A 22,115-nucleotide genomic window follows, 5' to 3' on the forward strand; every position below is an offset into this window, starting at 1 on the left:
CCCCGTCAGCCGTCAACACATCAGACAACAAAAAAGCCCTGAGCCGCGACAAGTTCGTAAACTATGTCGCGACTCAGGACAAGTGGCGGTGACGGTGGGATTTGAACCCACGGTAGGGGTTACCTACACAACTTTTCGAGAGTTGCACCTTCGGCCGCTCGGACACGTCACCGTCGTCGAGTTTACGGCACGCGGCGCCTCGCGCGCGAATCGAGCGCAGCATCCGCTCTGCTCACGCGACAGCAACCGCCTCACTCACCCCCGGGCATGGAACCGTCGCCCCATGATCTCTCGCGGATCCACCCGAATGTAGTTGTGCTTCGCGGTCGGGTTGTCGGTGCGCAAGTCGAGGATTCCCGACGCCACGATCTCATCATCGGTGTCGAGTCGCACGGCCGTGCCGCGCAGCACGACACTCCAGGCGATGCCGTCGACCATGGCATCCACCTCGAAGGCGACGCGCGCATCGCGCACGATCGCCATCAGCTTGGCTCCGGGCGCGGAGCGCAGGTAGATCTGCTCGTCGTGGACGACGTAGTTCATCGGGAAGATGTCGGGTGCGCCATCACTGCCGAGCACGGCGAGGCGCCCGAGCGAAGCGGATGCCAGTGCCCGCCAGCACTCCGCCAACTTCAGCCCTTCGACGTCACTGGAGAGCGGCCGGCTGATCGGCGACGAGTTCGAGTCCATGCCTCATACTCTCTCATCGCCAGCGCACGCCGTGACGCCTCACCAGGCCGCAGAAACCGCCGCGTGCGTCTCGAAGATTCCCTCGGTCGTTCCCTCCGGCGCGCGACCGATGCCGCACTCGGTGGCGACGCCGAACACCGGCACGAAACGGGATGCCACGGCAATGCGCCGCTGCGCACCTTCGACCCCGTCCTCGCGATGCACGAGACCGAGGTACAGCTCATCGGCGACCGGAGCCAGCTCGGCCAGCGGCGCGTAGTACGCCTCGTCGTCGCGCTCGATCGGCACCGGCAGGTGCAGCCAGGTCAGCGACCGGTCCGCGGCGACAGACAGCGTGTTGGCGAACTGCACCAGCGTGCCAGCATCCTTCGGCTCGATGAAATGCGCCTCAGCGATATCGCCATAACAGAGGTGCACCCCGACCTCGACGTCGGCTGGAACCGAATCGATGAGCCCCGCCAAGCGCAGCACCAGACCGTCGAACGGGTCGCCAGGCCACCACGCTGACATCGGGTTGCCATGCACCGCCGCCTGCTCGATGATGCCGATCTCACTGGCGACATCCCACTGCACGGCAAGATCGTCATGCGGAATCACGGCGAGAATCTCATCGAGTTCACGGAGCAGCGCCGCCGTGTAGACCGGTTCGATCGCAGCGCGATCGTCGCCCAAGAAGAACGACCCGACCACGGCCACCACAGTCGGCAGCGACACCTGGAACCGCACCCCCGGGGCCACATCCCCCGCAGCACGCAGCCGGCGGAACGTCTCGTAGGAGGCGATGGCAGCATCCACATATCCCAGCGGCGGCAGCTGCAGTGACGCTGCCTCCACCCCCTCCGCGATGCGCAGCGGACGTGCGTCGAGATCGCGCAGCCAGACCGGTTCCGCACCGATGCGCTCGATGCCCTCCGCCTGTGCCAGCACGTCCGGCTGAAACATGATCCAGTGGAACCTCTTGCCCACCTCACCGTCGGGGATGCGCTTGAGCCGCCCGCCGAGCACCTCCGACGCGGTGCGAATCGTCTTCTCGGCGTCGTCGTAGTTCACGCTGCCCACGAGCAGGGCACCTTGAGGCTGAGTCATCCTTCCAGGCTAGAGCGCCTGGCGATGATTTCCTCCGGCCGAGACTCGAGACGTCACACCCGCCGCAGCGATTAGGATTGCCTAAGTATCGGATGCCGGAACGGAGAGCGCGATGGGATTCCTCACTTCAGCAGCGTTGCATGAGACGGGCTACGTCGTGCTCGATCGACACGACCAGTCGTCCGACCCTGCTGAATGGCTTGACCTCACCTACATCGGGTGGCGGTCTTCGGGCATCACCCGCTTCGCTCCGCTGGCCAGTTACGCCGGCGATCTGGAGTGCAACGGTTTCTGGAACCACACTCCCCCGCGCACCGACAAGGACGGCGTCTGGATCGCCGATCAGGTGGCCAAGGCGCCCACCCTGCAGCAGCGCGCCCTGGAACCGGGCGCGAACGTCGGGCGGTGCCGCGTGATCGAACTCCAGCCCAATACCTATGCCGATGCCATCTACAACCTGCATCAGGACGACAACAACCGCCTCAATACAGAGGGAAGCGGATGGATCGTGCGCGGCTGGTTCAACCTCACCGATGATGCCGATTCGCTCTTGATCCTGCGCTCTGACCGCTTCGATCCCGCCACCGAAGTGCGCTTGCCCCTGCACGGCGGGTCGCGGATCATCGTCGACACCCAGCGCTTCTGGCACGCGGTGTGGCACCGGGGCACGACACCGCGCTACTCGCTCATCACCTCGTGGACCTCAGGCCCGGAACTCGATGCGTACATCGCCGCAGGCAATGGCGAGGCGAACCCGGCATCCGTCGACCTTCCGGCTGACCTCGTCGCCGAGGCGCAGACCGAACTGCACCGCCGCATCGAAGAGCGCCGCCAGGCCTTCGAAGCCCAGGGCATCGTCATGGAACCGGTGGAGTCCCTCTACAACTGACCGCCGTGAGCGTCAGGCGGCGGAAACCCGCAGCTGCACGGTGCACTCCGCCGGGCTCGCGGTGGCGCGAACGCACTCGGTCGCGAGCGGCCCGCCAGCCTGCGTGAGCACACTCTGCATCAGCCCGAGGTGCACCTCGCACAGCAGCGGCCGGTGCTCGGGAGCACCCGCGGCGTGCGGGCACGGCGTGAGCTCGACCGTGAGCGAGTCCTCGTCGATGACCGGCTCGAAGCCGCTCTCTTCCAGGTGCTCGACCAGAGCGTCGAGTTGATAGGTCGCCTCGCGGCCGAATTCAGAGCCCTCTTCGGAGAGGATGCGGCGCAACATGTCGCCGCGCCGTGCGGCTTCGGCGACCTTCTCACGAGCGACCGGACTCGACGCGTCGGGTGCTCCGGTTGCCGCGCTGTAGAGCGTGCGCGGACGCCCGCGGGTTGTGCGATGCTCAGCGACCTGCAGCACATAGCCGCCCTCGATGAGACGCTGCAGATGCTCACGCACCGTGTTGGCATGCAGGCCAGTGGCCTCGCAGAGCTCGCCGATCGTACGGTCGGACCGGGTCTGCACCAGGTGCAGGATCTGCACCCGGGAGTAGCTCGAAATCGGCCCGTAGACGCGTCCGGTGGTGGCCATGACTCCATCATCACACAATGCCCGTGCCCCGGAACGAAAACGAACCCCGAATAGTTCCGGCCGTTGTCACCGCCGCTTGGTTAGTGTGGGAGACATGATCTCCGCGGCCGTGCTCACCGTGTCCGACCGCTCTGCGGCGGGCACCCGAGACGATGCCGCCGGACCCGTCGCCGTCGCCGCGCTTCGCGACGCCGGCTTCGCGTGCAAGGGTGCCGTAATCGTCTCCGATGGTGCGGATTCCGTTGAGAACGCACTGCGTCGGATGCTGGATGCCGGCATCCGACTGATCGTCACCAGCGGCGGCACGGGCATCGGCCCTCGTGATGAGACCCCCGAAGGCACCGCGCGCGTGCTCGAACGCCCGCTGCCCGGAATCGCCGAGGAGCTGCGCCGGATCGGTCTCGCAGCCAACCCGCCCAAGCCCGCCACCATGCTCTCGCGCGGCGTGGCGGGTGTTGTCGGCGCGGCCCTCATCGTGAATCTGCCCGGTTCGCCGAAGGCTGTCGCTGAGGGCATGCCGGTCGTGCTGTCCATCGCGCAGCACGTACTCGATCAGCTCGACGGAGAAGACCACAGATGACCGTTCGCCTAGCCCGTATTATCGCCGACCAACCGCTGTCGCTCGACGAGCACATCACTGCTGTCGACAGCGCGACCGCCGGTGCGGTCGCGACCTTCGTCGGTCGCGTGCGCGATCATGACCCGGATGCCACAGACGCCGTCGTGGCCCTGGAGTACACCTCGCACCCCGACGCCGAGCCGACCCTGCACAGGATCGCCGAGGCGGCGGCCGCGGGAACAGATGCTGTCGTCGCGGTCAGTCACCACACCGGACGCCTTGGCGTGGGCGACGCCGCGGTGGTCATCGCTGTCGCCTCCGCGCACCGCGATGAGGCCTTCACCGTCTGCCGCGAGGTCATCGAGGCCATCAAGCGAGAATTGCCGGTCTGGAAGCGTCAGGTCGAGGCCGACGGCACTACTGCCTGGAAGGGCATCGGCGGATAGTCCTTCACCGAGCAGCGGGCGGGCGTCTCACCCGCCGGCGAATGGCGGCAGCACATCGACCGTCTGCGCGCCTGCGAGCGCGAACTCGTCATCGACCCGCGCTCCGTCGACGAGCACAGCGCACCGCGACAGCAGCCCGTGCAGAGCCGGATGCTCAGCGAGCAGCGTCGATTTCAGATCGCCCAGGGTGACGGCATCCGTCATCAGGGCATCGCGTCCGACCGCCTCTTCCGCGGCCGCGAAGAATCGCACTTTTGTCATGTCAGCCTTCCTCCGTGTGGTCATCAGCAGGCCAGGTGCTCGCAAGTTCCACAATCGCCGCGACGGCTTCCCGTACCTGCTCGGGCGTGCCGCCAGAGCGACCGGAGACGAGACCCGCGACGAAAGCGCTGAACGGTGCCGCGGGGCGGGCGACGCCATTGGCGACGTCGCGAGCGAGGTCGAGAATCAGGCTGATCGGCACATCGTCTGCGCCGAGCTCGAACCGCTGTCGCAGCGCGAGTGCCCACTCGTCGAGGGCCTCCGGTGGCAGGGTGCGTGATGACGTGCTCACGATTCCTCCTCGAGTTCAGCGCGGATGCGGACCAGATCCGCCGGGGTGTCGATATCGGCGGTGATTCCATCCTCGTCGGTCAGCCAGGCGATATCCAGGCCGCTGAACAGAGAACGACATGACGCGTCGTCGTAAGCAGTGCCACCGGCTGCGAGCGCGCGCAGTGCCGACCGCAGCGCGTCGGTGCGGTAGACGCCCGCGAGCCACTGCGGATGCCCGTCGGCGGTGAAGACGTGCGCGTCGGGTCCGGCATCAGCATCGGCATCGGCATCGGCATCGGGTCCGGCAGCGGATGCTGTCAGCACAGCGAGCAATCGTTCGATGACCCGTGCCGCATACGGCAGATCGCCGGCGAGCACCAGCATCCACTCGGGAATGGCGGCCGGTCCATCCGCGGAAATCCCAGCGTCCAGCGCGGCGAGTGCCGCGGCGATACCCGCCACAGGACCCGCGAACGGCGGGTCCTCGCGCACCCAGTGCACCGGGGCCGCCTCATCGAGTTCGGGGCCCGCAGCGATGATCGGCTCGGCCCCCGCATCCGCCAGCGTCATCACCGCGCGCGCGAACAGCGACGTGCCGCCGATCTCGATCAGCGGCTTGAATCCGCCGCCCATCCGCGTCGAGCGTCCGCCGACGAGCAGGATCGCCCCGACCCGGGGGGCAGTCATTCGCCCGGTCGCTGCCAGGACCCGCTGCGACCGCCCTCTTTCGCGACGATGCGCAGGTGCTCGATGCTGGCCGAGCGGTCGACACCCTTGATCATGTCGATGATCGAGAGTGCGGCGACCGAGACCGCGGTGAGCGCCTCCATCTCCACGCCAGTGCGGTCGGCGGTGCGCACGGTCGCCTCGACCGCGACCCCGTCGTCGTCGATCTGCAGGTCGACGACGGCGCCGTGCACGCCGATGACGTGCGCGAGCGGCAGCAGCTCCGGGGTGCGCTTCGCAGCCTGGATACCGGCGATGCGCGCCACGGCCAGCACGTCGCCCTTGGGCACAGTGCCGTCGCGCAGCAGGGCGACCGTGTCTGCAGCACAGCGCACGAATCCTCGTGCGGTCGCCGCGCGCACGGTCGGCTGCTTCTCAGTGACGTCGACCATGCGGGCGTGGCCGGAGGAATCCAGGTGGGTGAAGGTCATTGCAGCTCCATGACTTCGATGAGGTCGCCGACGAAGACCTGCTCCGTCTCGGCGGGGACGATTGCGTAAGCTTCGGCGACGCCGAGGCCCACGCTGAGGTGCGAGCCCGATCCGCCGGCTGTCGCCGGTCGCACGACAGGGCGGGCGGGGTCGGTGCGGTCGATGACTGCCGGCAGGTATTGGCGGCGCCCCGGGGGCGTGCGCCATCCCACTGCGGCCGGCACGACGACGCGGGCCCGGTGAACACTCCCCCGACCGTGCATGCGCAACAGCGCTGGTCGCACGAACACTTCGAACGAGACAGCGGCGCTGACGGGATTGCCCGGCAGTCCGAACAGCAGCATCCCGTCGGCGGTGACGCCGAAACCCTGCGGCTTACCCGGCTGCATGCCGACCTTCGAGAATTCCATCGTGTCGCCGAGGCTCTGCTTCACGATCTCGTAGGCTCCGGCACTGACTCCGCCAGAGAAGACGACGGCATCCGCCTGCAGTTCCCTGGCTTCGGCGACGACTTCGGCTGGTCCGTCGCCGTCGTCGTCGATGACGCGCCGCAGCACGACGTCGGCGCCTGCTTCGGCGACGAGTCCGGCGAGCAGGATGCTGTTCGACTCGGGGATCTGCCCGCGCTGCAGCGGGGTGCCGGGGGCGACGAGCTCGGATCCGGTGGAGACCACCACGACTCGCGCCCGCGGCGCGACGTCGACGCGTGCGATACCGGCGGATGCCAGTGCGCCGAGCTGTCTCGGGCCGAGCAGGGTGCCGGCGTCGAGCACGATGTCATCGATGTCGATGTCGTCGGCCGCCCGGCGAATGTGCGCACCGACGGCTTTCGGCGCGTTCTGCACGGTCGCCGTCGCGAGCGAGTCGGCGAGGCCCCCGACGGTGTCCTCGAAGGGAACGATGGCGTCGGCGTCGCTCGACACCGGCGACCCGGTCATGATCCGCGCCGCCTCGCCCGCGCCGATGGCGGGATCGATGGCGCTGCCGGCGGGAATGTCGGCGATCACCTGCAAGACGACCGGATGCTCTGGCGTCGCGTCCGCTACATCGGCGAACCGCACGGCGAAGCCATCCATGGCGGAGTTGTCGAACACCGGCACGGCGCTCGTCGCTCGCGCTGGTGCGCGCAGCGTGAGTCCGCGGGCCTCGGCGAGTGGAACGCTGATAGATGGATGCCGCCGCACGGCAGCCAGGACGCGTTCGAGCTGCTCTTCGACTGTTCGATACGTCATGCGCGGGTCCTCTCGGGCTGTGTTCTGACACCCCGTCGGGAGGAGTTCTCACTCTCCGGAGGAGAAACCTCGGGCATTGGTCCTCCGGTGGGTGCGTTCTCCTCCGCTGCGGGTGCTGGCCGGAGCGGCTCAGCAAGCTCGCGCGCATTCCACGCCTCCATGCCGCCGGCCAGCACGACAGCATCCGCGCCGATCCCCCGCAGTACCGCCGCCGCACGACGTGCCCGGATGCCGACCTGGCAGATGACGATGATCCGCCCATCACCGCACGATGCGGGATCTGCCAGCACTTCTGCCAACGGGATATGCCTCGCGCCAGGAATCATGCCGCTGACGACCTCGGCTTGTTCGCGCACATCGAGGAGCAGCGCACCCGCAGCCGACTCGCCCTCCAGCGCGGCGACCGTGATCTCCGACGGTGCGGCAGGGGCAGGGCTGGCAACGGCGCCGCCACCCCCGGCTCGCGCGGCGCGCAGCGGCACCTCGCGGGCCGTCGCGCCGAGCGCATCGATGACCAGCACGCGCCCGAGAAGCGGTCGACCGATGCCGGTGATGAGCTTGATGGCCTCCATCGAGAGGATCGACCCGGCCTGCAGACAGAGCGCACCGAACACGCCGACCGCCGCGCAGGTCGGCAGCTCGCCGACGCTGCCCGCGGGGTACAGATCGCTCAGCAGCACAGCATCCGCCCCCGCCGGCGGAGCCGACCAGAAGATGGTGATCTGCGCGGCGAACTCCTGAATGACACCCCACACGAGCGGGATGCCGAGGCGCTCGGTGGCCGCGGCGACCAGCAGCCGGGTGTCGAAAGTGTCGGTGCCGTCGATGACGAGATCAGCACCGGCGAGCAGGCCCTCGGCGTTGTCGGCCGTCAGGCGCACGCGCAGCGGACGCACCACCACCTCGGGCGCGAGATCGGCCGCTACCCGCACCGCACTGTCGACTTTCGCCGCGCCGATGTCTGCTTGACGATGCATCACCTGACGCTGCAGGTTCGAGAGTTCGACGACGTCATCGTCGATGATCGTGATCGTGCCGATGCCCGCCGCGGCGAGCGCAAGCACCACCGGAGCTCCCAGCCCTCCGGCGCCGACGACGGCGACGTGCGCAGCGCGCAGACGACGCTGGCCGAGCTCGCCGAGACCGGCGAGCACATGGTGCCGGGCCGTGCGGGCGCGCTCGGCGTCGCTCAGAGAGTCGACGGGGTCGACAAGGGGAGGCAATGCCATATCTCCGAGGCTACGGATCCGGCCCGCTCGGCGCCAGCGTCGGATGCCGGATTTATGCCGTTCCTGGCCATACGGCACCATTTCTCCGCATCTGCGGAATATTTGCGGGAGATTTCCTGGATCTGCGTCTGAAGCGTGCCTATGCTGAGGTCATGACTTCGTATCGCATCAGTGAGGCGGCGCGCTTGCTCGGCGTCAGTGACGACACCGTGCGCCGCTGGATCGACAGTGGGGCCCTTCCGGTCACCGGCGACTCTCCCGCCCGCATCCCCGGTGACGCCCTCGCCGCCCACGCGGTCACGTCGGCAGACGCGCACGCCGACTCCCCCGATCGGCTCTCCAGTGCGCGCAACCGCTTCACCGGCCTCGTCACGCGCGTACAGATCGACGGCGTGATGGCGCAGGTCGACATCCAGGCGGGCCCGCATCGGGTCGTGTCGCTGATGTCGGCCGAGGCCGCGCGCGAACTCGATCTGCAGCCGGGATCACTGGCGGTGGCCAGCATCAAGGCAACCACCGTCGTCGTCGAGACCCCGAAGGAGAATCATTCGTGAACATGTTTCGTCGGGCCGCTGTGCTCATCGCGCTGGTGAGCGGACTTGCGCTCACGGGGTGCTCCGCTGCATCCGACGCCCCGGCCGCCCCGGCGACCGAACCCACTTCGGCGTCCGGCAGTGAACTCACCGGCGAAGTGACGGTGTTCGCCGCCGCCTCGCTGCGCACCGCGTTCGACGAGATCGCAGCTGCGTTCACCGAGGAGAACCCCGGCGTCACGGTCAACCCGATCGTCTACGACGGCTCGAGCACTCTGGTCACGCAGCTGCAGGAAGGCGCGCACGCCGATGTGCTCGCCACCGCCGACGAGCGCAATATGCAGAGCCTGATCGACGCGGATCTGGCCGCGGATCCGGCCCTGTTCGCCACGAATACGATGGTCGTCGCCGTGCCCGCGGGCAACGAGGCGGGCGTCACCTCTCTCGCCGATCTGGCGAACGTGGTCACCGTGCTGTGCGCGCCCGAGGTGCCGTGCGGCAAGGCCGCGACGACTCTGCTCGACAACGCCGGTGTCACGGTCACCCCCGCCAGCCAGGAGCAGAACGTCACCGCCGTGCTGCAGAAGGTGGCGGCGAATGAGGCGGATGCCGGGCTCGTCTACGCGACCGACGTCATCGGCGATGATGCCGTGGAGAGCTTCGTGCCAGACGGTGCGGCCGACGTCGTCAACCGATATCCGATCGTGGCGCTTGACGGTGCGAGCGACGCCGGCATCGCCTTCGTGAAGTTCGCGCAGGGTCCGACCGGACAGAAGATTCTGCAGGAACTCGGATTCGGCGCCCCGTGACCTCGATCCAGCGCGGCCGACGCGACACCGGCACGGGCACGCCGTTCGCGCTGATCGCGCCGGCCGTGCTCGGCGTGATGCTGCTGATCCTGCCGCTTTTCGCACTGATAACCCGCGCGTCGTGGGCGACACTCTGGCAGGACATCACCTCGCAGGCCGCACTCGATGCGCTGCGGCTGTCGCTGGTCACCGGCCTCGCGGCGACGGCACTGTGTCTGGTGCTCGGCCTGCCGCTCGCGCTGCTCATGGCGCGCTCCGGGCCCCGGGTGTCGGCGCTGCTGCGCGCGCTCGTGGCCGTTCCACTCGTACTGCCGCCGATGGTGGGCGGTGTCGCTCTGCTGTTCCTGTTCGGTCGCACCAGCCCGCTCGGACAGCTGCTCGCGCAGGCGTTCGATGTCACACTGCCGTTCACTCCGGTCGCCGTCGTGCTCGCCCAGGCTTTCGTCGCGCTGCCGTTTCTGGTGCTCGCGGTCGAGGGCACGATCCGCGGTGTCGGCGGACGCTACGAGCGCACCGCCGCGACCCTGGGGGCACGCCCGTGGCGTGTGCTGTGGCGAATCACCCTGCCGCTGGCCACACCCGGCATCGTGGTCGGCGTGATTCTCTGCTTCGCCCGCGCGATCGGCGAGTTCGGCGCCACCGCGCTGTTCGCCGGCAACTCTCCCGGTGTCACGCAGACCATGCCGCTGGCGATCTACACCGCTTTCAACGGCGCGGGAACCGGGCGTGAGACCGCGGTCGCGCTGTCGATCTTGCTGCTGGCGACCGCCGTCGCCGTGCTGCTGCTGGTGCGCGCCTGGCGGCCAGGAGCACTGAAATGAGCGGCGCGGTCGACGCGCACGTCGTCGTCACCCATGCCGCCGTCGACGCTCGGCTGACCCTCGCCGCGGGCGAGGTGCTTGCCGTGATGGGGCCGAGCGGCGCGGGCAAGACCACGCTGCTTGATGCGCTCAGCGGACTCACGCGCCTCGATGACGGATACCTCGACATCGACGGCGACCGCATTGCGGATGCCAGACAGCACACACCGCCGTCTCGGCGCTCGATCGGGCTGCTGGGGCAGGAAGCGCTGCTCTTTCCGCACATGACCGCCGCGGAGAACATCGCGTTCGCGGCACAGTCGGGCGGAGCCAGCCGCGACGCATCCCGTGCGATCGCGGCGGAGTGGATGGAGCGCGTCGGACTGGCCGGTCTCGGCGGGCGCCGACCGGGTGAGCTCAGCGGCGGCCAGAGTCAGCGCATCGCTCTGGCGCGAGCCCTCGCGGCGAGGCCACGGCTGCTGCTGCTCGATGAGCCGTTCTCATCGCTGGATGTGCAGGCCGCCGCGCAGCTGCGCGAGGTGGTGCGCGACCAGCTGCAGGGCACGACGACGATCGTCGTCTCGCACACCGTGGCGGATGCTGCAGCTCTGGCAGACAGCCTGGTGTTCCTCGAGCACGGCCGCATCACCCAGCAAGGCCCCCTCTACGAGGTGCTGGCATCCCCAGCATCCGACTTCGCCGCTGCCGTCGCTGCCTCCCGCTGACCGCACCTTCTACTACTACCACCCACCTCGCGAAGCGGCCCTCATCGTCGGTGCCGCCAAGGGCGCAGGGATGTTCCCGGAGTGAGTATCGGGAGGGACCCGCGAAGCGGGAGGGGCACCCGTTCTGCGAGCGAAGGGAACGTCCCTGCGCCCGCCCCCAGACCCAGAGCTAAGGCCTACGCAACCGCTGAGGATCCGGAGCCTCGATCGGATCCCACCCACGCTTGGGCGCACGCGCACCGCGCAGCTCATCGCGCGAACGGTAGACGATGTACGGCCGGAACAGGTAGCCGACGGGCGCCGAGAACACGTGCACGAGACGCGTGAACGGCCACAGCGCGAACAGCAGCAGCGCCGTGATCACGTGCAGCTGGAACAGCAGCGGCACCTCGAGCATGAGCTCGGGTCGCGGGCGGAAGATCATCAGCTCGCGCATCCACGGCGAGATCGTCTCCCGGTAGTGGAACCCCGAGCCGAAGACCTGGTAGACGACGGTCGCCAGCGTGCCGAACAGCAGCGTCGCACCGAGGAACACGAACATGAGCTTGTCCATCACCGTGGTCGCCAGGAACACCGCCGGCACTGTGCGGCGGCGGAAGACGAGAATGGCGAGTCCGGCGAGCGTCAGCACCGCGGCCGCCGTGCCCATCACGGTGGCGCCGATGTGGTACATCTCTCGCTGATGCCGATCGCATAGAGCCATTCGCGCGGAATCAGCAGGCCGACGACGTGGCCGGCGATGACCATGAGGATGCCGAGGTGGAACATCGGCGAGCCCCAGCGCAGCAGCCGGTTCTCGTACGACTGCGACGAGCGGGTCGTCCAGCCGAGCTTGTCGTAGCGGTACCGCCAGAGATGCCCGAAGATGAACACCGCCCCGGCCACGTACGGCAGCGCCACCCACAGCAGGATCTGCATCGTGTTCACGATTGCTCCCTCACTCCGATCGCCTCAGCGGCGAATCCCGTGCCCCGAAAAGTCGGCATGGGCAGACTCAGGCCGACGGTCTCGGTCGGCGGACCCTCATTCACGAGGGCGAGCACACGATCGCGCGTGCGCTGATCGACCTTCGGCAGCGACAGCGTGATCGCGCGAACGACATCGGACCATGGGCTGTCCATGCCCTCCAGTGCCGCCCGCAGCACCTCTACGCCCTCGCGGTGTGCGGCGAGCACAGCATCCGCCACGTCCGACTGCGAACGCGCAGAGAACTCCAGCACCGCCGGCAGGTAATCGGGCAGCTCAGGGGCGTCGAACTCCCACCCGGCCGCGCGATACGCGTCCATGAATGTGACCAGGGCGGTACCGCGACGACGGGTGTCGCCGGTGGCGTAATAGCTCAGGTACAGCGAGCACTTGCGTTTGAGGTCGAACGTCGTGACATAGGTCTTCTGCCACTGCGATGATCCTGCTTCACGGGCCCGTGTGATGAACCGCAGAAGCGGCTCCGAGATCGCGGCCGGCAGAGTCACCGCGTTCGCCTCCAGAATCTCCAGGCGCGCGAACCATTCGGCATCCGGATAATCGAGAAGCAGCGACGCGAGCATGTGCGTGGTGCTGCGCTGCCGAGCGTTCAGCGCGACGGGCGCAAGAACGTCGGGCAGCTTGCGCTTCGGCGTGACGCGGGGCGGCAGAACGGTGCTCATGTCTGCTCCTCGTCGTAGGAGCGCTCCTCGGCCCGCTCGGCAGGCGGGAACAAACCGGTGGTCGAACCGTTGCCGTCCCAGTTCAACAGGTTCACCCGGCCCGGGGTCGAGGGCCGATCCGCCGTCTGCCGGTCGGCCAGCGCGTTGAAGTTCTCGATCGCGACGGGGACGGCCGAGCCGCTCGCCGCGCCGAACGGCCCGCCGGCGCCGCCCATGCCGGGCCCGCCGTCGAAGTCGAGCGAGCAGGCCATCTCTTCGAGGTCGTGCGCCTGCTCGTAGTGAGCAGGCGGAATGACATAGCGCTCCTCGTACTTCGCGATCGCGAGCAGCCGGTACATCTCTTCGATCTCGCGGCCGGTCATGCCGACCGCCTGCGCGATCCGCTCATCGCGCTCATCGTCGATGCTGACGCCGCGCATGTACGAGCGCATCGCCGCGAGTTTGCGCAGCGACGCATCCACAGGCCCGATATCGCCAGCAGTGAAGAGCTCGGCGAGGTAGCTGATCGGGATGCGCAGCTTGTCGATCGCCGCGAACAGCGTCCGCGCGTCCTCACCGTCGGCGCCCGAGTTGCTGACCACGTCGACAACCGGCGACAGCGGCGGGATGTACCAGACCATCGGCATGGTGCGGTATTCCGGATGCAGCGGCAGCGCCACCTTGTAGTCGTGGATGAGTCGCCACACGGGGCTGCGCTGTGCGGCGTCGATCCAGTCGTCGGAGATGCCGTCGCGCCGGGCTGCCTCGATGACCTCGGGGTCGTGCGGATCCAGCAGCACCGAGCGCTGCGCGTCGAGCAGTTCGTGCTCGTCTTCGACGGCGGCGGCCTCAGCCACGCGGTCGGCGTCGTAGAGCACCAGCCCCAGGTATCGCAGGCGGCCAACGCAGGTCTCTGAGCACACGGTGGGCAGGCCGACCTCGATGCGCGGATAGCACATCGTGCACTTCTCGGCCTTGCCGGTCTTGTGGTTGAAGTAGACCCCCTATGACCAGGCTGACCACCTCCGCTCCGCCTCAGACCGAACTCAAGGGCGGACTCGCCCAGGTGCTGCTGGCGACGATCGCATCGACGATCGGTTTCTGGGCCTGGATGTCGATCGCTCCGCTGCAGCGCACTTATGCATCTGAAATGGGCCTCGACGAGGGACAGATCTCGCTGATGCTCGCCACGCCGGTGCTCGTCGGCGCGCTGGGCCGCATCGTGATCGGCGCGATGACCGACCGATTCGGCGGCCGCAAGATGTTCACCCTGGTGCTGCTGCTCTCCGCTCCGGCAGTGCTGCTGGTGGCGCTGGCCGGCAGCATCCAGAGCTTTCCGCTGCTGATCATCGCGGGCTTCTACCTCGGTGTCGCCGGCACGATCTTCGCCGTCGGCGTGCCGTTCTCCGGTGCGTGGTTTCCGCCTGAGCGCCGCGGTTTCGCGACCGGCGTGTTCGGCATGGGCATGATCGGCACGGCCGTCTCGGCCATGGTGACCCCGCGGCTGGCACAGGATATCGGCTACCTGCCCACGCACCTGGTGATCGCCGGGGCGCTGGTCGTGATGGCGGCGGTGGTCTGGTTCATGATGCGCGAATCGCCGGCGTGGGAGCCGAACCGCGAGAAGCTGGTGCCGAAGCTCATCGGCGCGCTGAAGCTGCCGGTGACGTGGGAGATGTCGTTCCTCTACGCGATCGTCTTCGGCGGGTTCGTAGCCTTCTCGACATTTCTGCCGAAGTATCTCACCACCATCTACCCGAACGAGGTGGACGTGCTCGGGGCGGGCGCCCGCACGGCGCTGTTCGCGGCGGCCGCGGTGATCGCACGCCCCATCGGCGGCGTGCTCGCCGACCGGTTCGGCCCGAAGGTTGTCTCGTTGACGTCGCTGGGCGGCATCGTCGCGCTGGCGTACATCGTGGGCCAGCAGCCGCCCGAAGGCGTCGTCACCGGCATCACGTTCATCCTGATGGCGTCGGCGATGGGGCTCGGCATGGGCGCGGTCTTCGCCTGGATCGGGCCTTCGACCCCGAAGGAGAAGGTCGGTGCCGTCAGCGGTGTCGTCGCCGCGGCGGGCGGTCTCGGCGGGTACTTCCCGCCGCTGGTGATGGGCGCGACCTACCACCCCGAGTCGGGCTCGTATTCGCTGGGCCTGTGGCTGCTGGTGCTGGTCGGCGCGTTCGCGCTCGTGGTCGCCGGCATGCTGCGAGATGTGGGCAGGAAGAGCTGAAGCCCAGCTGCCTGCGCTGTCGCCGGGTGGATGTCGGCTGCCGCCAGTAACCTGAGAGCATGGCCACCCGCAAAACCGCACCGCCCGCATTCGTCTGCACCGAATGCGGCTGGACGACGGCGAAGTGGGTGGGTCGCTGCGGCGAATGCCAGCAGTGGGGCACGGTCAAGGAGCAGGCGGTGCGGACCGGCATCCTGCGGCAGACGGATGCTGTCGCCCCGACAGCCGAGCGCGCCGCACGTCCGATCACGCAGATCACCACCGCCGATGCTCCTCGGCGCACAAGCGGGGTCGCCGAGTTCGATCGGGTGCTCGGCGGCGGCGTCGTGCCGGGAGCTGCGATTCTGCTCAGCGGCGAGCCGGGCGTCGGCAAGTCGACCCTGCTGCTCGAGGTTGCAGCCGCCACTGCCCGCGCGGGGCGTCGAGTGCTCTATGCGAGTGCCGAAGAGTCACCGGCGCAGGTGCGGCTGCGCGCCGAGCGCACGGGTGCGCTGCACGACGAGCTCTATCTGGCGAGCGAGACCGACCTCGGCACGATCCTCGGCCACATCGATGAGGTGAAGCCCGACCTGCTGATCGTCGACTCGGTGCAGACGGTGGCATCCGGCCTTATCGACGGTGCGGCGGGGCAGCCGAGCCAGGTGCGCGAGGTCGCGGCGACACTCATCCGCATAGCAAAAGACCGGGGACTCCCGGTCATTCTCGTCGGTCACGTCACCAAAGACGGCCAGGTGGCCGGCCCCCGCATGCTCGAGCACCTCGTCGACGTCGTCTGCCACTTCGAGGGCGACCGGCAGACGGCGCTGCGGTTCATCCGCGCGCTGAAGAACCGGTTCGGCCCGACCGACGAGGTGGGCTGCTTCGAGATGACCGGCGCCGGCATCGCCGAGGTTCCCGATCCGAGTGGGCTGTTCCTATCTCGCGGTGCAGCAGAACCGGGCACCTGCGTCGCGATCGCGATGGAGGGGCGCCGTGCGCTCCCGGTCGAGGTGCAGGCGCTGACAATTGACTCGAACGCACCGAATCCACGTCGGGTGGTGAACGGCTTGGATTCATCTCGGGTGGCGATGGTGCTGGCGATTCTCGAACGTCGGGCGGGCATCGCCACGTCAAAACTCGACGTGTATGTCTCCACGGTGGGCGGAGTGCGCTTCACCGAGCCCGCGGCCGATCTCGCGATCGCTGTGGCTGTGGCGGGGTCGATCCGTCAGGTGTCTGTGCCGCACACGGTCGCGGCCGTAGGCGAGCTGTCACTGGCCGGCGAGATCCGTCCGGTCACGCAGGCGACCCAGCGGCGCAGTGAAGCAGCCCGACTGGGGTACAGCCAGGTCGTCGACGATCGTTCGAAGACTCTGCGGGCCGCGCTCGGCGATGTGCGGGCGCGCTCAACTGCTCGACGAAGCGAAGACGAGATTCCGCCGTTCTAATCGGAAGCTTTCCTCACACCTGCAGCGCCTTCAGCAGCTCGGCGGGTGGTGCCTGCATCGGGTGCGGGCCCGCGATATCGAGGAACACGGTCGTGATCGTGTCGCGGTGCGTGGTCAGGAACGCCTTCAGCCAGGCCGGTGAGTAGACGCCCACCGCGGGTGGGAGGTTCTCCGGCTTGTGCTTCGCGTCGCTGAACAGCAGCAGTGCGATCTCGCCGGTGTTCGCGTCGCGGTACGTCCACACCTCGCCCCCGTCGAGCGGGTTGTCGCGGGGTCCGGGCTTGATCAGCGGAACGACCGTGTTGCCATTGCGCAATGCGAGGGCCACACCAGCGATGTCCTGCTTCTCAAGGGCCTGCGCCAGCGCCTCGGAGCGGAAGTCCTCGGGTGCGGGGCGCTTCGCGCCTGCTCTCTTCTTCGCCATGACTCCAGCTTATGAGAGCTGTTAACAGAGTGGGGCCCTCTCGAATCTTCCATTGGGGACTGGCTGACTCGAGAGGGCCCTCTGGTTCCCAAAGCAGTGAATGTCGAAGCGCTGGGGACGCTGGAATCGACACCACTGGGGATGGCTTCACTGCGCTTTCGGAGAACCGATTTCGGTGGTATCCCAAATCATGGGCACTGTCAGTCGAAAACCCAACTTCTCTCATCATCGCAGAATGATCTGCTTCGACGCTGTGCTCTCGAATCCGCCAATCGATACCGCGACGTGGTAAGACGAGCCGCCGCCAGGTGCGCGGGGACGGTTCTTCTCATCGCAGGTGTCAACGGATGAGCGCGTCCTGTCCCACACTACCGGAGCACTGCTGCTCACGGACTTGCCGGCGGTAAGCGTGACGATCATGTCACTCGGCTCGGTCTGGCAGTCGGTCGATTGCCACCAGATGTCAGAGCCGCTGGTCACGGTGAACTTCTGCTTACTCGACCCCACGTTGATGGTGCAGTCCTGCGAGCCCTTGTTCAGCAGGCTGATCGACAGCTTCGGCAGCACACCGGCGGCGTAGGTGTCGGCATCGGTCACCGGGGTCACCTCGATGTCCGGCGCCTCGCACGCCACGATCCCCGGTGTCTCACTCGGATTCGGCGACGCCGAGCCGGTCGGTGTCGGGTCGGCAGACTCGGTCGCGTCAGGCGTCGGTGTTCCGGAGGGATCAACCGGGTCAGCATCCGCCTCGGAGGTCTTCGTCGGCGTCGGCCCCGGGCTCCACGGCTGGGCGATCGCCAGCCATGTTCCGGTGCCGATCGCGGCGATCAGCGCGAGGATCAGAAGGAAGACGACGAGTCTCCGACGACGGTAGACGGCGGCGGATTGGCGGGGCATATGTCCAGGCTAATTCAGGTGCTTGAGCATCCTGGTGTTGCCGAGCGTGTTCGGCTTGACGTGCGCGAGATCGAGGAATTCCTCGACACCCGCGTCGCCGCTGCGCAGCAGCTGCGAATAGACGTCGGCGTCGACGATCTGCTCTCCGATCGGCGAGAACCCGCGGCGGATGAAGAACTCCGTTTCGAACGTCAGGCAGAACAGCCGCGAGAGACCCAGTTCGCGGGCGCGGCGCTCGAGTTCTGTCACGATCTCACGACCGACGCCGTGGTGCAGCCGGTCATCGCGCACCAGCAGGGTGCGAACCTCGCCGAGGTCCTCCCACATGACGTGCAGTGCACCGCAGCCGATCAGCTCGCCCTCTGCTTCAGCGACGACGAACTCCTGCACGGCGCCGTAGAGCACAGCCAGATCCTTGCCCAGCAGAATCCGCTCGTCGACGAGCGGCTTCAGCAGCGCGTGGATGCCGGTGATGTCGGCGCTGCGCGCGGCGCGTACGGTGTATTCGCTCACGCATCCAGCTTAGAACTGCGTCGCTGTGCGGCATCCGTGACGCGCGCCCGAACGACGGACAGAACGAGGGGCGGATGCTGTGCAGCATCCGCCCCTCGTTGTTGCACTGCCTTCGTGCGGTTAGGACGAAGAGGCCCGCTCACGCAGGGATCAGTCGTTGCCGCTCGCGGCCAGATCCGGCGTGGCGGTGATGCCGCCGCCGGTGTTCACGCCGACCGAGACCTTCTCGCCCCGGGGAGCGTGCTCGAAGTCGAACTTGCCGTCGACGACGTCGACCTTCACGTGGTCGCCGCTGTTGAGCTGCCCGTGCAGGATGCGCTCGGAGAGCTGATCCTCGATCTCGCGCTGCATGGCGCGGCGCAGCGGACGAGCACCGAGCGCGGGGTCGAACCCGATCTCGATGAGCTTGTCCTTCGCCGAATCCGACAGCTCGACCGTCATGTCGCGGTCGAGCAGACGCTCGGCCAGCTGCTTGGTGAACAGGCCAACGATCTGACGCAGTTCGTCCTTGTTCAGCTGCGGGAACACGATGACGTCATCGAGGCGGTTGAGGAACTCGGGCTTGAAGTGGCGCTTGAGTTCTTCGTCGACCTTGCCCTTCATCCGCTCGTACGACGTCTGCGGGTTGCCTTCCATCTGGAAGCCGACCGGGCCACCGGCGATCGCCGACGATCCGAGGTTCGTGGTCATGATGATCACGGTGTTCTTGAAGTCGACGATGCGTCCCTGACCGTCAGTCAGGCGACCCTCTTCGAGGATCTGCAGAAGCGAGTTGAAGATGTCGGGGTGGGCCTTCTCGATCTCATCGAACAGCACGACCGAGAACGGCTTGCGGCGCACCTTCTCGGTGAGCTGGCCGCCCTCTTCGAATCCGACGAACCCGGGAGGGGCACCGAACAGACGCGAGACGGTGTGCTTCTCACCGAATTCGCTCATGTCGAGCGAGATGAGCGCTGCCTCGTCGTCGAACAGGAACTCGGCGAGCGCCTTGGCGAGCTCGGTCTTTCCCACGCCGGTGGGGCCGGCGAAGATGAACGAGCCGGAAGGACGCTTCGGGTCCTTCAGGCCGGCGCGCTGGCGGCGGATCGTGCGCGAGAGCGCGGCGATCGCCTCTTCCTGACCGATGACGCGCTGGTGCAGCGCGCGCTCCATGAAGACGAGCCGGCTGGACTCCTCTTCGGTGAGCTTGAAGACCGGGATGCCGGTGGCCTGTGCGAGAACCTCGGCGATCAGGCCCTCGTCGACGACCGCCTGGGTCGCGACGTCGCCCGCACGCCACTTCTTCTCGAGGCGCAGCCGCTCACCGAGCAGCTCCTTCTCCTGATCGCGCAGCGACGCGGCCTTCTCGAAGTCCTGCTCTTCAGAGGCGGCTTCCTTGTCTTCGCGGACCTTGGCGATGCGCTCATCGAATTCACGCAGCTCGGGCGGCGACGACAGGATGCTCAGGCGCAGACGCGCGCCGGCCTCATCGATCAGGTCGATGGCCTTGTCGGGCAGGAACCGGTCGGAGACGTAGCGGTCGGCGAGGTTCGCCGCGGCCACGAGTGCACCGTCGGTGATCTGCACCTTGTGGTGCGCCTCGTAGCGGTCGCGCAGCCCCTTGAGGATGTTGATCGTGTGCGGCAGCGACGGCTCGTTCACCTGCACCGGCTGGAAGCGGCGCTCGAGCGCAGCATCCTTCTCGAAGTACTTGCGGTACTCGTCGAGCGTGGTCGCGCCGATCGTCTGCAGTTCGCCTCGAGCGAGGAGCGGCTTGAGGATGCTGGCCGCGTCGATCGCACCTTCGGCGGCACCTGCCCCGACCAGGGTGTGGATCTCGTCGATGAAGACGATGATGTCGCCGCGGGTGCGGATCTCTTTGGTGACCTTCTTCAGGCGCTCTTCGAAGTCGCCGCGGTAGCGGGATCCGGCGATGAGCGAGCCGAGGTCGAGCGAGTAGAGCTGCTTGTCCTTGAGCGTCTCGGGCACATCGCCCTTGACGATGGCCTGAGCGAGGCCCTCGACGACGGCGGTCTTGCCGACGCCGGGCTCGCCGATGAGGACGGGGTTGTTCTTGGAGCGGCGGGAGAGGATCTGCATGACCCGCTCTGCCTCTTTCTCGCGCCCGATGACCGGGTCGAGCTTGCCGTCGCGGGCTGCCTGGGTGAGGTTGCGGCCGAACTGGTCGAGCACCTGGGAGCCGCCCTGGGCCGTTGCGGGACCCTCGTTCGCTTGCGCACCGACGGATGCCGTCTCGCGGCCGGGAGCCCCGGAGAGCAGCTGGATGACCTGCTGGCGAACCTTGTTCAGGTCTGCGCCGAGCTTGACGAGCACCTGGGCTGCGACGCCCTCGCCCTCACGGATGAGCCCGAGCAGAATGTGCTCGGTGCCGATGTAGTTGTGGCCGAGTTGCAGCGCTTCGCGCAGGCTCAGCTCGAGCACCTTCTTGGCGCGCGGCGTGAACGGGATGTGCCCGGTCGGCTGCTGCTGGCCCTGGCCGATGATGTCTTGCACCTGCTCGCGCACGGCGTCGAGGGAGATGCCGAGGCTTTCGAGCGCCTTGGCTGCGACGCCCTCACCCTCGTGGATGAGCCCGAGCAGGATGTGCTCGGTGCCGATGTAGTTGTGGTTGAGCATCTTCGCCTCTTCTTGGGCGAGGACGACGACCCGACGGGCTCGGTCGGTAAATCTCTCGAACATGCTGTGACTCCTTTTCGCACGTGGCGAATCCGCACGGGGCGAAGCGGCTGGTAGCGCCTTGTACATCGAGAGTAACGACCGAGCGGATGCCGTATGCCCGTGTTCGCCGTCGGCATAGCGCGTTCTGAAATCGTGGAGACGGGCTCCGGGATGCTCCGTGCGTTCGCAGAACGGGTACCCCTCCCGCTTCGCGGGCCCCTCCCCGATGCTCACTTCCGGAGCAGCCCTGCGCCCTCACACCCCTGAGAACGACACGAGTATTGACACGCATATCGATAGTCGTTACGTTAACGACTATCGATAACAACGATTATCGATATGGAGCGATTGACGGGGGCGACATGGAGACAACAGGCGGATCATCCGGACGAGTCGGCGGGCGAATGCTGCTGACGATCGTGGTTGTTGTGACGGCCGTGCTGACCCTGGCCGTACTGCTCAACGACCTCGTGCGCATCATCTACATCTATGAGGGCGCGTACGACCTGCATGCCGAGCTCGGCTCGCATGATGGGGTGCCGGCGAAGCTCGATGGTGACGACTCGGCGACGCAATCGTGGCTGTGGGGTGTGCTGCTGTCGTCGACTGCGCCGCTGCCGGTCTCGAGAACCCTGCAGGCGACCGCGCTCGCTCTGACGTCGCTGAACTTCCTCGCCGGGGGCGTGACGATCATCGTGCTGTGCCGACGACTGTGGACGAGACGTCCCTTTGCGCGGTCCGCGGCGGTGTGGCTGTTCGCGCTGTCGGCATTGACGCTGCTCACCGCATGGCTCGCGCCGTGGCTGCGCCACCGGGCAGATGCGTCAGCGCTGGCGGACATGGACTATTCGACTTCTGCTGCGGGCGGCACAGTCTGGGTGCAGCTGCCGCACTCCTCCCTGCTGTCCCCCGATGGCACGGCGCTCGTTCTCGGCGTGGTGCTCGCTCTCGCCGGAGTTCTGTACCTGGGCGTGCGGCGCCTGCAGCGCGACTCGGACGGGCTGGTCTGATCATGAACTACGCGT

The 22,115-nt window shown here is 67.5% G+C and carries 24 protein-coding genes, 1 tRNA gene and 2 pseudogenes; 10 read left to right on the forward strand and 17 right to left on the reverse strand.

What is annotated here, in order from left to right:
• Positions 1-83 precede the first annotated feature (83 nt).
• The 3 genes from FM104_RS14820 to FM104_RS14830 all read right to left on the reverse strand — a co-directional run bounded on the left by FM104_RS14820 (position 84) and on the right by FM104_RS14830 (position 1,776).
• Positions 84-172, reverse strand: a tRNA-Ser gene (locus FM104_RS14820).
• 83 nt (positions 173-255) lie between these two features.
• Positions 256-690 carry a pyridoxamine 5'-phosphate oxidase family protein gene (locus tag FM104_RS14825; RefSeq protein WP_087133003.1) on the reverse strand — a complete coding sequence of 145 codons (435 nt, stop codon included), beginning with the start codon at positions 688-690 and terminating at the stop codon, positions 256-258.
• A 39-nt stretch (positions 691-729) separates the two neighbouring features.
• Complete coding sequence (locus FM104_RS14830) at positions 730-1,776, reverse strand: hypothetical protein (protein WP_087133004.1); 1,047 nt, start codon at positions 1,774-1,776, stop codon at positions 730-732.
• A gap of 112 nt (positions 1,777-1,888) precedes the next feature.
• On the opposite strand from FM104_RS14830, the gene FM104_RS14835 reads away from it, so the two are divergent.
• The gene (locus FM104_RS14835) at positions 1,889-2,665 is read left to right on the forward strand and encodes a hypothetical protein (protein ID WP_087133005.1); all 777 of its coding nucleotides are present in this window, start codon (positions 1,889-1,891) and stop codon (positions 2,663-2,665) included.
• Positions 2,666-2,677: 12 nt separating this feature from the next.
• Here FM104_RS14835 and FM104_RS14840 read toward each other — a convergent pair whose 3' ends face one another.
• Positions 2,678-3,295 carry a helix-turn-helix transcriptional regulator gene (locus tag FM104_RS14840; RefSeq protein WP_087133006.1) on the reverse strand — a complete coding sequence of 206 codons (618 nt, stop codon included), beginning with the start codon at positions 3,293-3,295 and terminating at the stop codon, positions 2,678-2,680.
• 94 nt (positions 3,296-3,389) lie between these two features.
• Between FM104_RS14840 and FM104_RS14845 the strand changes: the two genes are divergently transcribed.
• Both FM104_RS14845 and FM104_RS14850 read left to right on the forward strand, forming a co-directional pair.
• The gene (locus FM104_RS14845) at positions 3,390-3,875 is read left to right on the forward strand and encodes a MogA/MoaB family molybdenum cofactor biosynthesis protein (RefSeq protein WP_179206830.1); all 486 of its coding nucleotides are present in this window, start codon (positions 3,390-3,392) and stop codon (positions 3,873-3,875) included.
• Positions 3,872-4,300 carry a molybdenum cofactor biosynthesis protein MoaE gene (locus FM104_RS14850; RefSeq protein WP_087133008.1) on the forward strand — a complete coding sequence of 143 codons (429 nt, stop codon included), beginning with the start codon at positions 3,872-3,874 and terminating at the stop codon, positions 4,298-4,300. The genes FM104_RS14845 and FM104_RS14850 overlap by 4 nt, the downstream gene beginning before the upstream one ends.
• Positions 4,301-4,327: 27 nt before the next feature.
• On the opposite strand, the gene FM104_RS14855 is transcribed toward FM104_RS14850, so the two are convergent.
• From FM104_RS14855 to FM104_RS14880, 6 genes are read right to left on the reverse strand one after another with little or no spacing between them, the layout of a single operon-like run.
• Positions 4,328-4,561, reverse strand: coding sequence for a MoaD/ThiS family protein (locus tag FM104_RS14855; RefSeq protein WP_087133009.1), 234 nt, complete (start codon positions 4,559-4,561; stop codon positions 4,328-4,330).
• Between the two features lies 1 nt (position 4,562).
• Positions 4,563-4,853: a DUF6457 domain-containing protein gene (locus tag FM104_RS14860; protein ID WP_087133010.1), complete on the reverse strand. Its 291-nt coding sequence runs from the start codon at positions 4,851-4,853 to the stop codon at positions 4,563-4,565.
• A complete protein-coding gene (mobA, locus tag FM104_RS14865; protein ID WP_087133011.1) occupies positions 4,850-5,521 on the reverse strand; it encodes a molybdenum cofactor guanylyltransferase in 672 nt (223 codons plus the stop codon). Before mobA ends, FM104_RS14860 begins: the two co-directional genes overlap by 4 nt.
• Positions 5,518-5,991, reverse strand: coding sequence for a cyclic pyranopterin monophosphate synthase MoaC (moaC, locus tag FM104_RS14870; protein WP_087133012.1), 474 nt, complete (start codon positions 5,989-5,991; stop codon positions 5,518-5,520). The genes mobA and moaC overlap by 4 nt, the downstream gene beginning before the upstream one ends.
• A complete protein-coding gene (locus FM104_RS14875) occupies positions 5,988-7,223 on the reverse strand; it encodes a molybdopterin molybdotransferase MoeA (RefSeq protein ID WP_087133013.1) in 1,236 nt (411 codons plus the stop codon). The genes moaC and FM104_RS14875 overlap by 4 nt, the downstream gene beginning before the upstream one ends.
• Positions 7,220-8,452: a ThiF family adenylyltransferase gene (locus FM104_RS14880; RefSeq protein ID WP_087133014.1), complete on the reverse strand. Its 1,233-nt coding sequence runs from the start codon at positions 8,450-8,452 to the stop codon at positions 7,220-7,222. The genes FM104_RS14875 and FM104_RS14880 overlap by 4 nt, the downstream gene beginning before the upstream one ends.
• Before the next feature lie 152 nt (positions 8,453-8,604).
• Here FM104_RS14880 and FM104_RS14885 point away from each other — a divergent pair, with 152 nt between their 5' ends.
• The 4 genes from FM104_RS14885 to FM104_RS14900 are packed head-to-tail and all read left to right on the forward strand — an operon-like array spanning position 8,605 to position 11,319.
• Complete coding sequence (locus FM104_RS14885; RefSeq protein ID WP_087133015.1) at positions 8,605-9,006, forward strand: TOBE domain-containing protein; 402 nt, start codon at positions 8,605-8,607, stop codon at positions 9,004-9,006.
• 2 nt (positions 9,007-9,008) lie between these two features.
• Positions 9,009-9,794, forward strand: a complete 786-nt coding sequence (modA, locus tag FM104_RS14890; protein WP_087133016.1) for a molybdate ABC transporter substrate-binding protein — start codon at positions 9,009-9,011, stop codon at positions 9,792-9,794.
• On the forward strand, positions 9,791-10,615 hold the full coding sequence (locus FM104_RS14895; protein WP_373407860.1) for an ABC transporter permease: 825 nt from the start codon (positions 9,791-9,793) through the stop codon (positions 10,613-10,615). The genes modA and FM104_RS14895 overlap by 4 nt, the downstream gene beginning before the upstream one ends.
• Positions 10,612-11,319 carry an ATP-binding cassette domain-containing protein gene (locus FM104_RS14900; protein WP_087133017.1) on the forward strand — a complete coding sequence of 236 codons (708 nt, stop codon included), beginning with the start codon at positions 10,612-10,614 and terminating at the stop codon, positions 11,317-11,319. The genes FM104_RS14895 and FM104_RS14900 overlap by 4 nt, the downstream gene beginning before the upstream one ends.
• A gap of 313 nt (positions 11,320-11,632) precedes the next feature.
• Here the strand turns inward: FM104_RS14900 and narI are convergent.
• From narI to FM104_RS14915, 3 genes and pseudogenes are all read right to left on the reverse strand, one after another.
• Positions 11,633-12,237: pseudogene (gene narI / locus FM104_RS16915) on the reverse strand (respiratory nitrate reductase subunit gamma); the annotation flags it as partial.
• Positions 12,238-12,242: 5 nt separating this feature from the next.
• Positions 12,243-12,965: a nitrate reductase molybdenum cofactor assembly chaperone gene (gene narJ / locus FM104_RS14910; protein WP_087133018.1), complete on the reverse strand. Its 723-nt coding sequence runs from the start codon at positions 12,963-12,965 to the stop codon at positions 12,243-12,245.
• A pseudogene (locus FM104_RS14915) lies at positions 12,962-13,945 on the reverse strand (4Fe-4S dicluster domain-containing protein); the annotation flags it as partial. The gene narJ and the pseudogene FM104_RS14915, both read right to left, overlap by 4 nt.
• Positions 13,946-13,950: 5 nt before the next feature.
• Here FM104_RS14915 and FM104_RS14920 point away from each other — a divergent pair.
• Together FM104_RS14920 and radA are read left to right on the forward strand one after the other, a co-directional pair.
• Positions 13,951-15,171: an MFS transporter gene (locus FM104_RS14920; RefSeq protein WP_087133019.1), complete on the forward strand. Its 1,221-nt coding sequence runs from the start codon at positions 13,951-13,953 to the stop codon at positions 15,169-15,171.
• A 59-nt stretch (positions 15,172-15,230) separates the two neighbouring features.
• On the forward strand, positions 15,231-16,598 hold the full coding sequence (gene radA, locus FM104_RS14925) for a DNA repair protein RadA (protein WP_087133020.1): 1,368 nt from the start codon (positions 15,231-15,233) through the stop codon (positions 16,596-16,598).
• 13 nt (positions 16,599-16,611) lie between these two features.
• On the opposite strand, the gene FM104_RS14930 is transcribed toward radA, so the two are convergent.
• The 4 genes from FM104_RS14930 to FM104_RS14945 form a co-directional block, all read right to left on the reverse strand.
• On the reverse strand, positions 16,612-17,022 hold the full coding sequence (locus tag FM104_RS14930; RefSeq protein ID WP_087133021.1) for a dehydrogenase: 411 nt from the start codon (positions 17,020-17,022) through the stop codon (positions 16,612-16,614).
• A 225-nt stretch (positions 17,023-17,247) separates the two neighbouring features.
• Positions 17,248-17,919, reverse strand: coding sequence for a hypothetical protein (locus FM104_RS14935; RefSeq protein WP_087133022.1), 672 nt, complete (start codon positions 17,917-17,919; stop codon positions 17,248-17,250).
• Between the two features lie 9 nt (positions 17,920-17,928).
• Positions 17,929-18,432, reverse strand: coding sequence for an amino-acid N-acetyltransferase (locus FM104_RS14940; protein ID WP_087133023.1), 504 nt, complete (start codon positions 18,430-18,432; stop codon positions 17,929-17,931).
• A gap of 150 nt (positions 18,433-18,582) precedes the next feature.
• Positions 18,583-21,111 carry an ATP-dependent Clp protease ATP-binding subunit gene (locus FM104_RS14945; RefSeq protein ID WP_087133024.1) on the reverse strand — a complete coding sequence of 843 codons (2,529 nt, stop codon included), beginning with the start codon at positions 21,109-21,111 and terminating at the stop codon, positions 18,583-18,585.
• Positions 21,112-21,452: 341 nt separating this feature from the next.
• Between FM104_RS14945 and FM104_RS14950 the strand changes: the two genes are divergently transcribed.
• Positions 21,453-22,100 (forward strand): hypothetical protein, encoded by a 648-nt coding sequence (locus tag FM104_RS14950; RefSeq protein WP_143738456.1) that lies wholly within the window; start codon positions 21,453-21,455, stop codon positions 22,098-22,100.
• The last annotated feature ends 15 nt before the right edge of the window (positions 22,101-22,115 follow it).

Source organism: Microbacterium esteraromaticum, assembly GCF_900163815.1.
Taxonomy (GTDB): Bacteria; Actinomycetota; Actinomycetes; order Actinomycetales; family Microbacteriaceae; genus Microbacterium; species Microbacterium esteraromaticum_B.

Bases quoted from the DNA above. Each gene is read 5' to 3' on its own strand.
- FM104_RS14825 (WP_087133003.1), bottom strand. From the start codon at position 690: ATGGACTCGAACTCGTCGCCGATCAGCCGGCCGCTCTCCAGTGACGTC.
- FM104_RS14830 (WP_087133004.1), bottom strand. From the start codon at position 1,776: ATGACTCAGCCTCAAGGTGCCCTGCTCGTGGGCAGCGTGAACTACGAC.
- FM104_RS14835 (WP_087133005.1), top strand. From the start codon at position 1,889: ATGGGATTCCTCACTTCAGCAGCGTTGCATGAGACGGGCTACGTCGTG.
- FM104_RS14840 (WP_087133006.1), bottom strand. From the start codon at position 3,295: ATGGCCACCACCGGACGCGTCTACGGGCCGATTTCGAGCTACTCCCGG.
- FM104_RS14845 (WP_179206830.1), top strand. From the start codon at position 3,390: ATGATCTCCGCGGCCGTGCTCACCGTGTCCGACCGCTCTGCGGCGGGC.
- FM104_RS14850 (WP_087133008.1), top strand. From the start codon at position 3,872: ATGACCGTTCGCCTAGCCCGTATTATCGCCGACCAACCGCTGTCGCTC.
- FM104_RS14855 (WP_087133009.1), bottom strand. From the start codon at position 4,561: ATGACAAAAGTGCGATTCTTCGCGGCCGCGGAAGAGGCGGTCGGACGC.
- mobA (WP_087133011.1), bottom strand. From the start codon at position 5,521: ATGACTGCCCCCCGGGTCGGGGCGATCCTGCTCGTCGGCGGACGCTCG.
- moaC (WP_087133012.1), bottom strand. From the start codon at position 5,991: ATGACCTTCACCCACCTGGATTCCTCCGGCCACGCCCGCATGGTCGAC.
- FM104_RS14875 (WP_087133013.1), bottom strand. From the start codon at position 7,223: ATGACGTATCGAACAGTCGAAGAGCAGCTCGAACGCGTCCTGGCTGCC.
- FM104_RS14880 (WP_087133014.1), bottom strand. From the start codon at position 8,452: ATGGCATTGCCTCCCCTTGTCGACCCCGTCGACTCTCTGAGCGACGCC.
- FM104_RS14885 (WP_087133015.1), top strand. From the start codon at position 8,605: ATGACTTCGTATCGCATCAGTGAGGCGGCGCGCTTGCTCGGCGTCAGT.
- modA (WP_087133016.1), top strand. From the start codon at position 9,009: ATGTTTCGTCGGGCCGCTGTGCTCATCGCGCTGGTGAGCGGACTTGCG.
- FM104_RS14900 (WP_087133017.1), top strand. From the start codon at position 10,612: ATGAGCGGCGCGGTCGACGCGCACGTCGTCGTCACCCATGCCGCCGTC.
- narJ (WP_087133018.1), bottom strand. From the start codon at position 12,965: ATGAGCACCGTTCTGCCGCCCCGCGTCACGCCGAAGCGCAAGCTGCCC.
- FM104_RS14920 (WP_087133019.1), top strand. From the start codon at position 13,951: ATGACCAGGCTGACCACCTCCGCTCCGCCTCAGACCGAACTCAAGGGC.
- radA (WP_087133020.1), top strand. From the start codon at position 15,231: ATGGCCACCCGCAAAACCGCACCGCCCGCATTCGTCTGCACCGAATGC.
- FM104_RS14930 (WP_087133021.1), bottom strand. From the start codon at position 17,022: ATGGCGAAGAAGAGAGCAGGCGCGAAGCGCCCCGCACCCGAGGACTTC.
- FM104_RS14935 (WP_087133022.1), bottom strand. From the start codon at position 17,919: ATGCCCCGCCAATCCGCCGCCGTCTACCGTCGTCGGAGACTCGTCGTC.
- FM104_RS14945 (WP_087133024.1), bottom strand. From the start codon at position 21,111: ATGTTCGAGAGATTTACCGACCGAGCCCGTCGGGTCGTCGTCCTCGCC.
- FM104_RS14950 (WP_143738456.1), top strand. From the start codon at position 21,453: ATGGAGACAACAGGCGGATCATCCGGACGAGTCGGCGGGCGAATGCTG.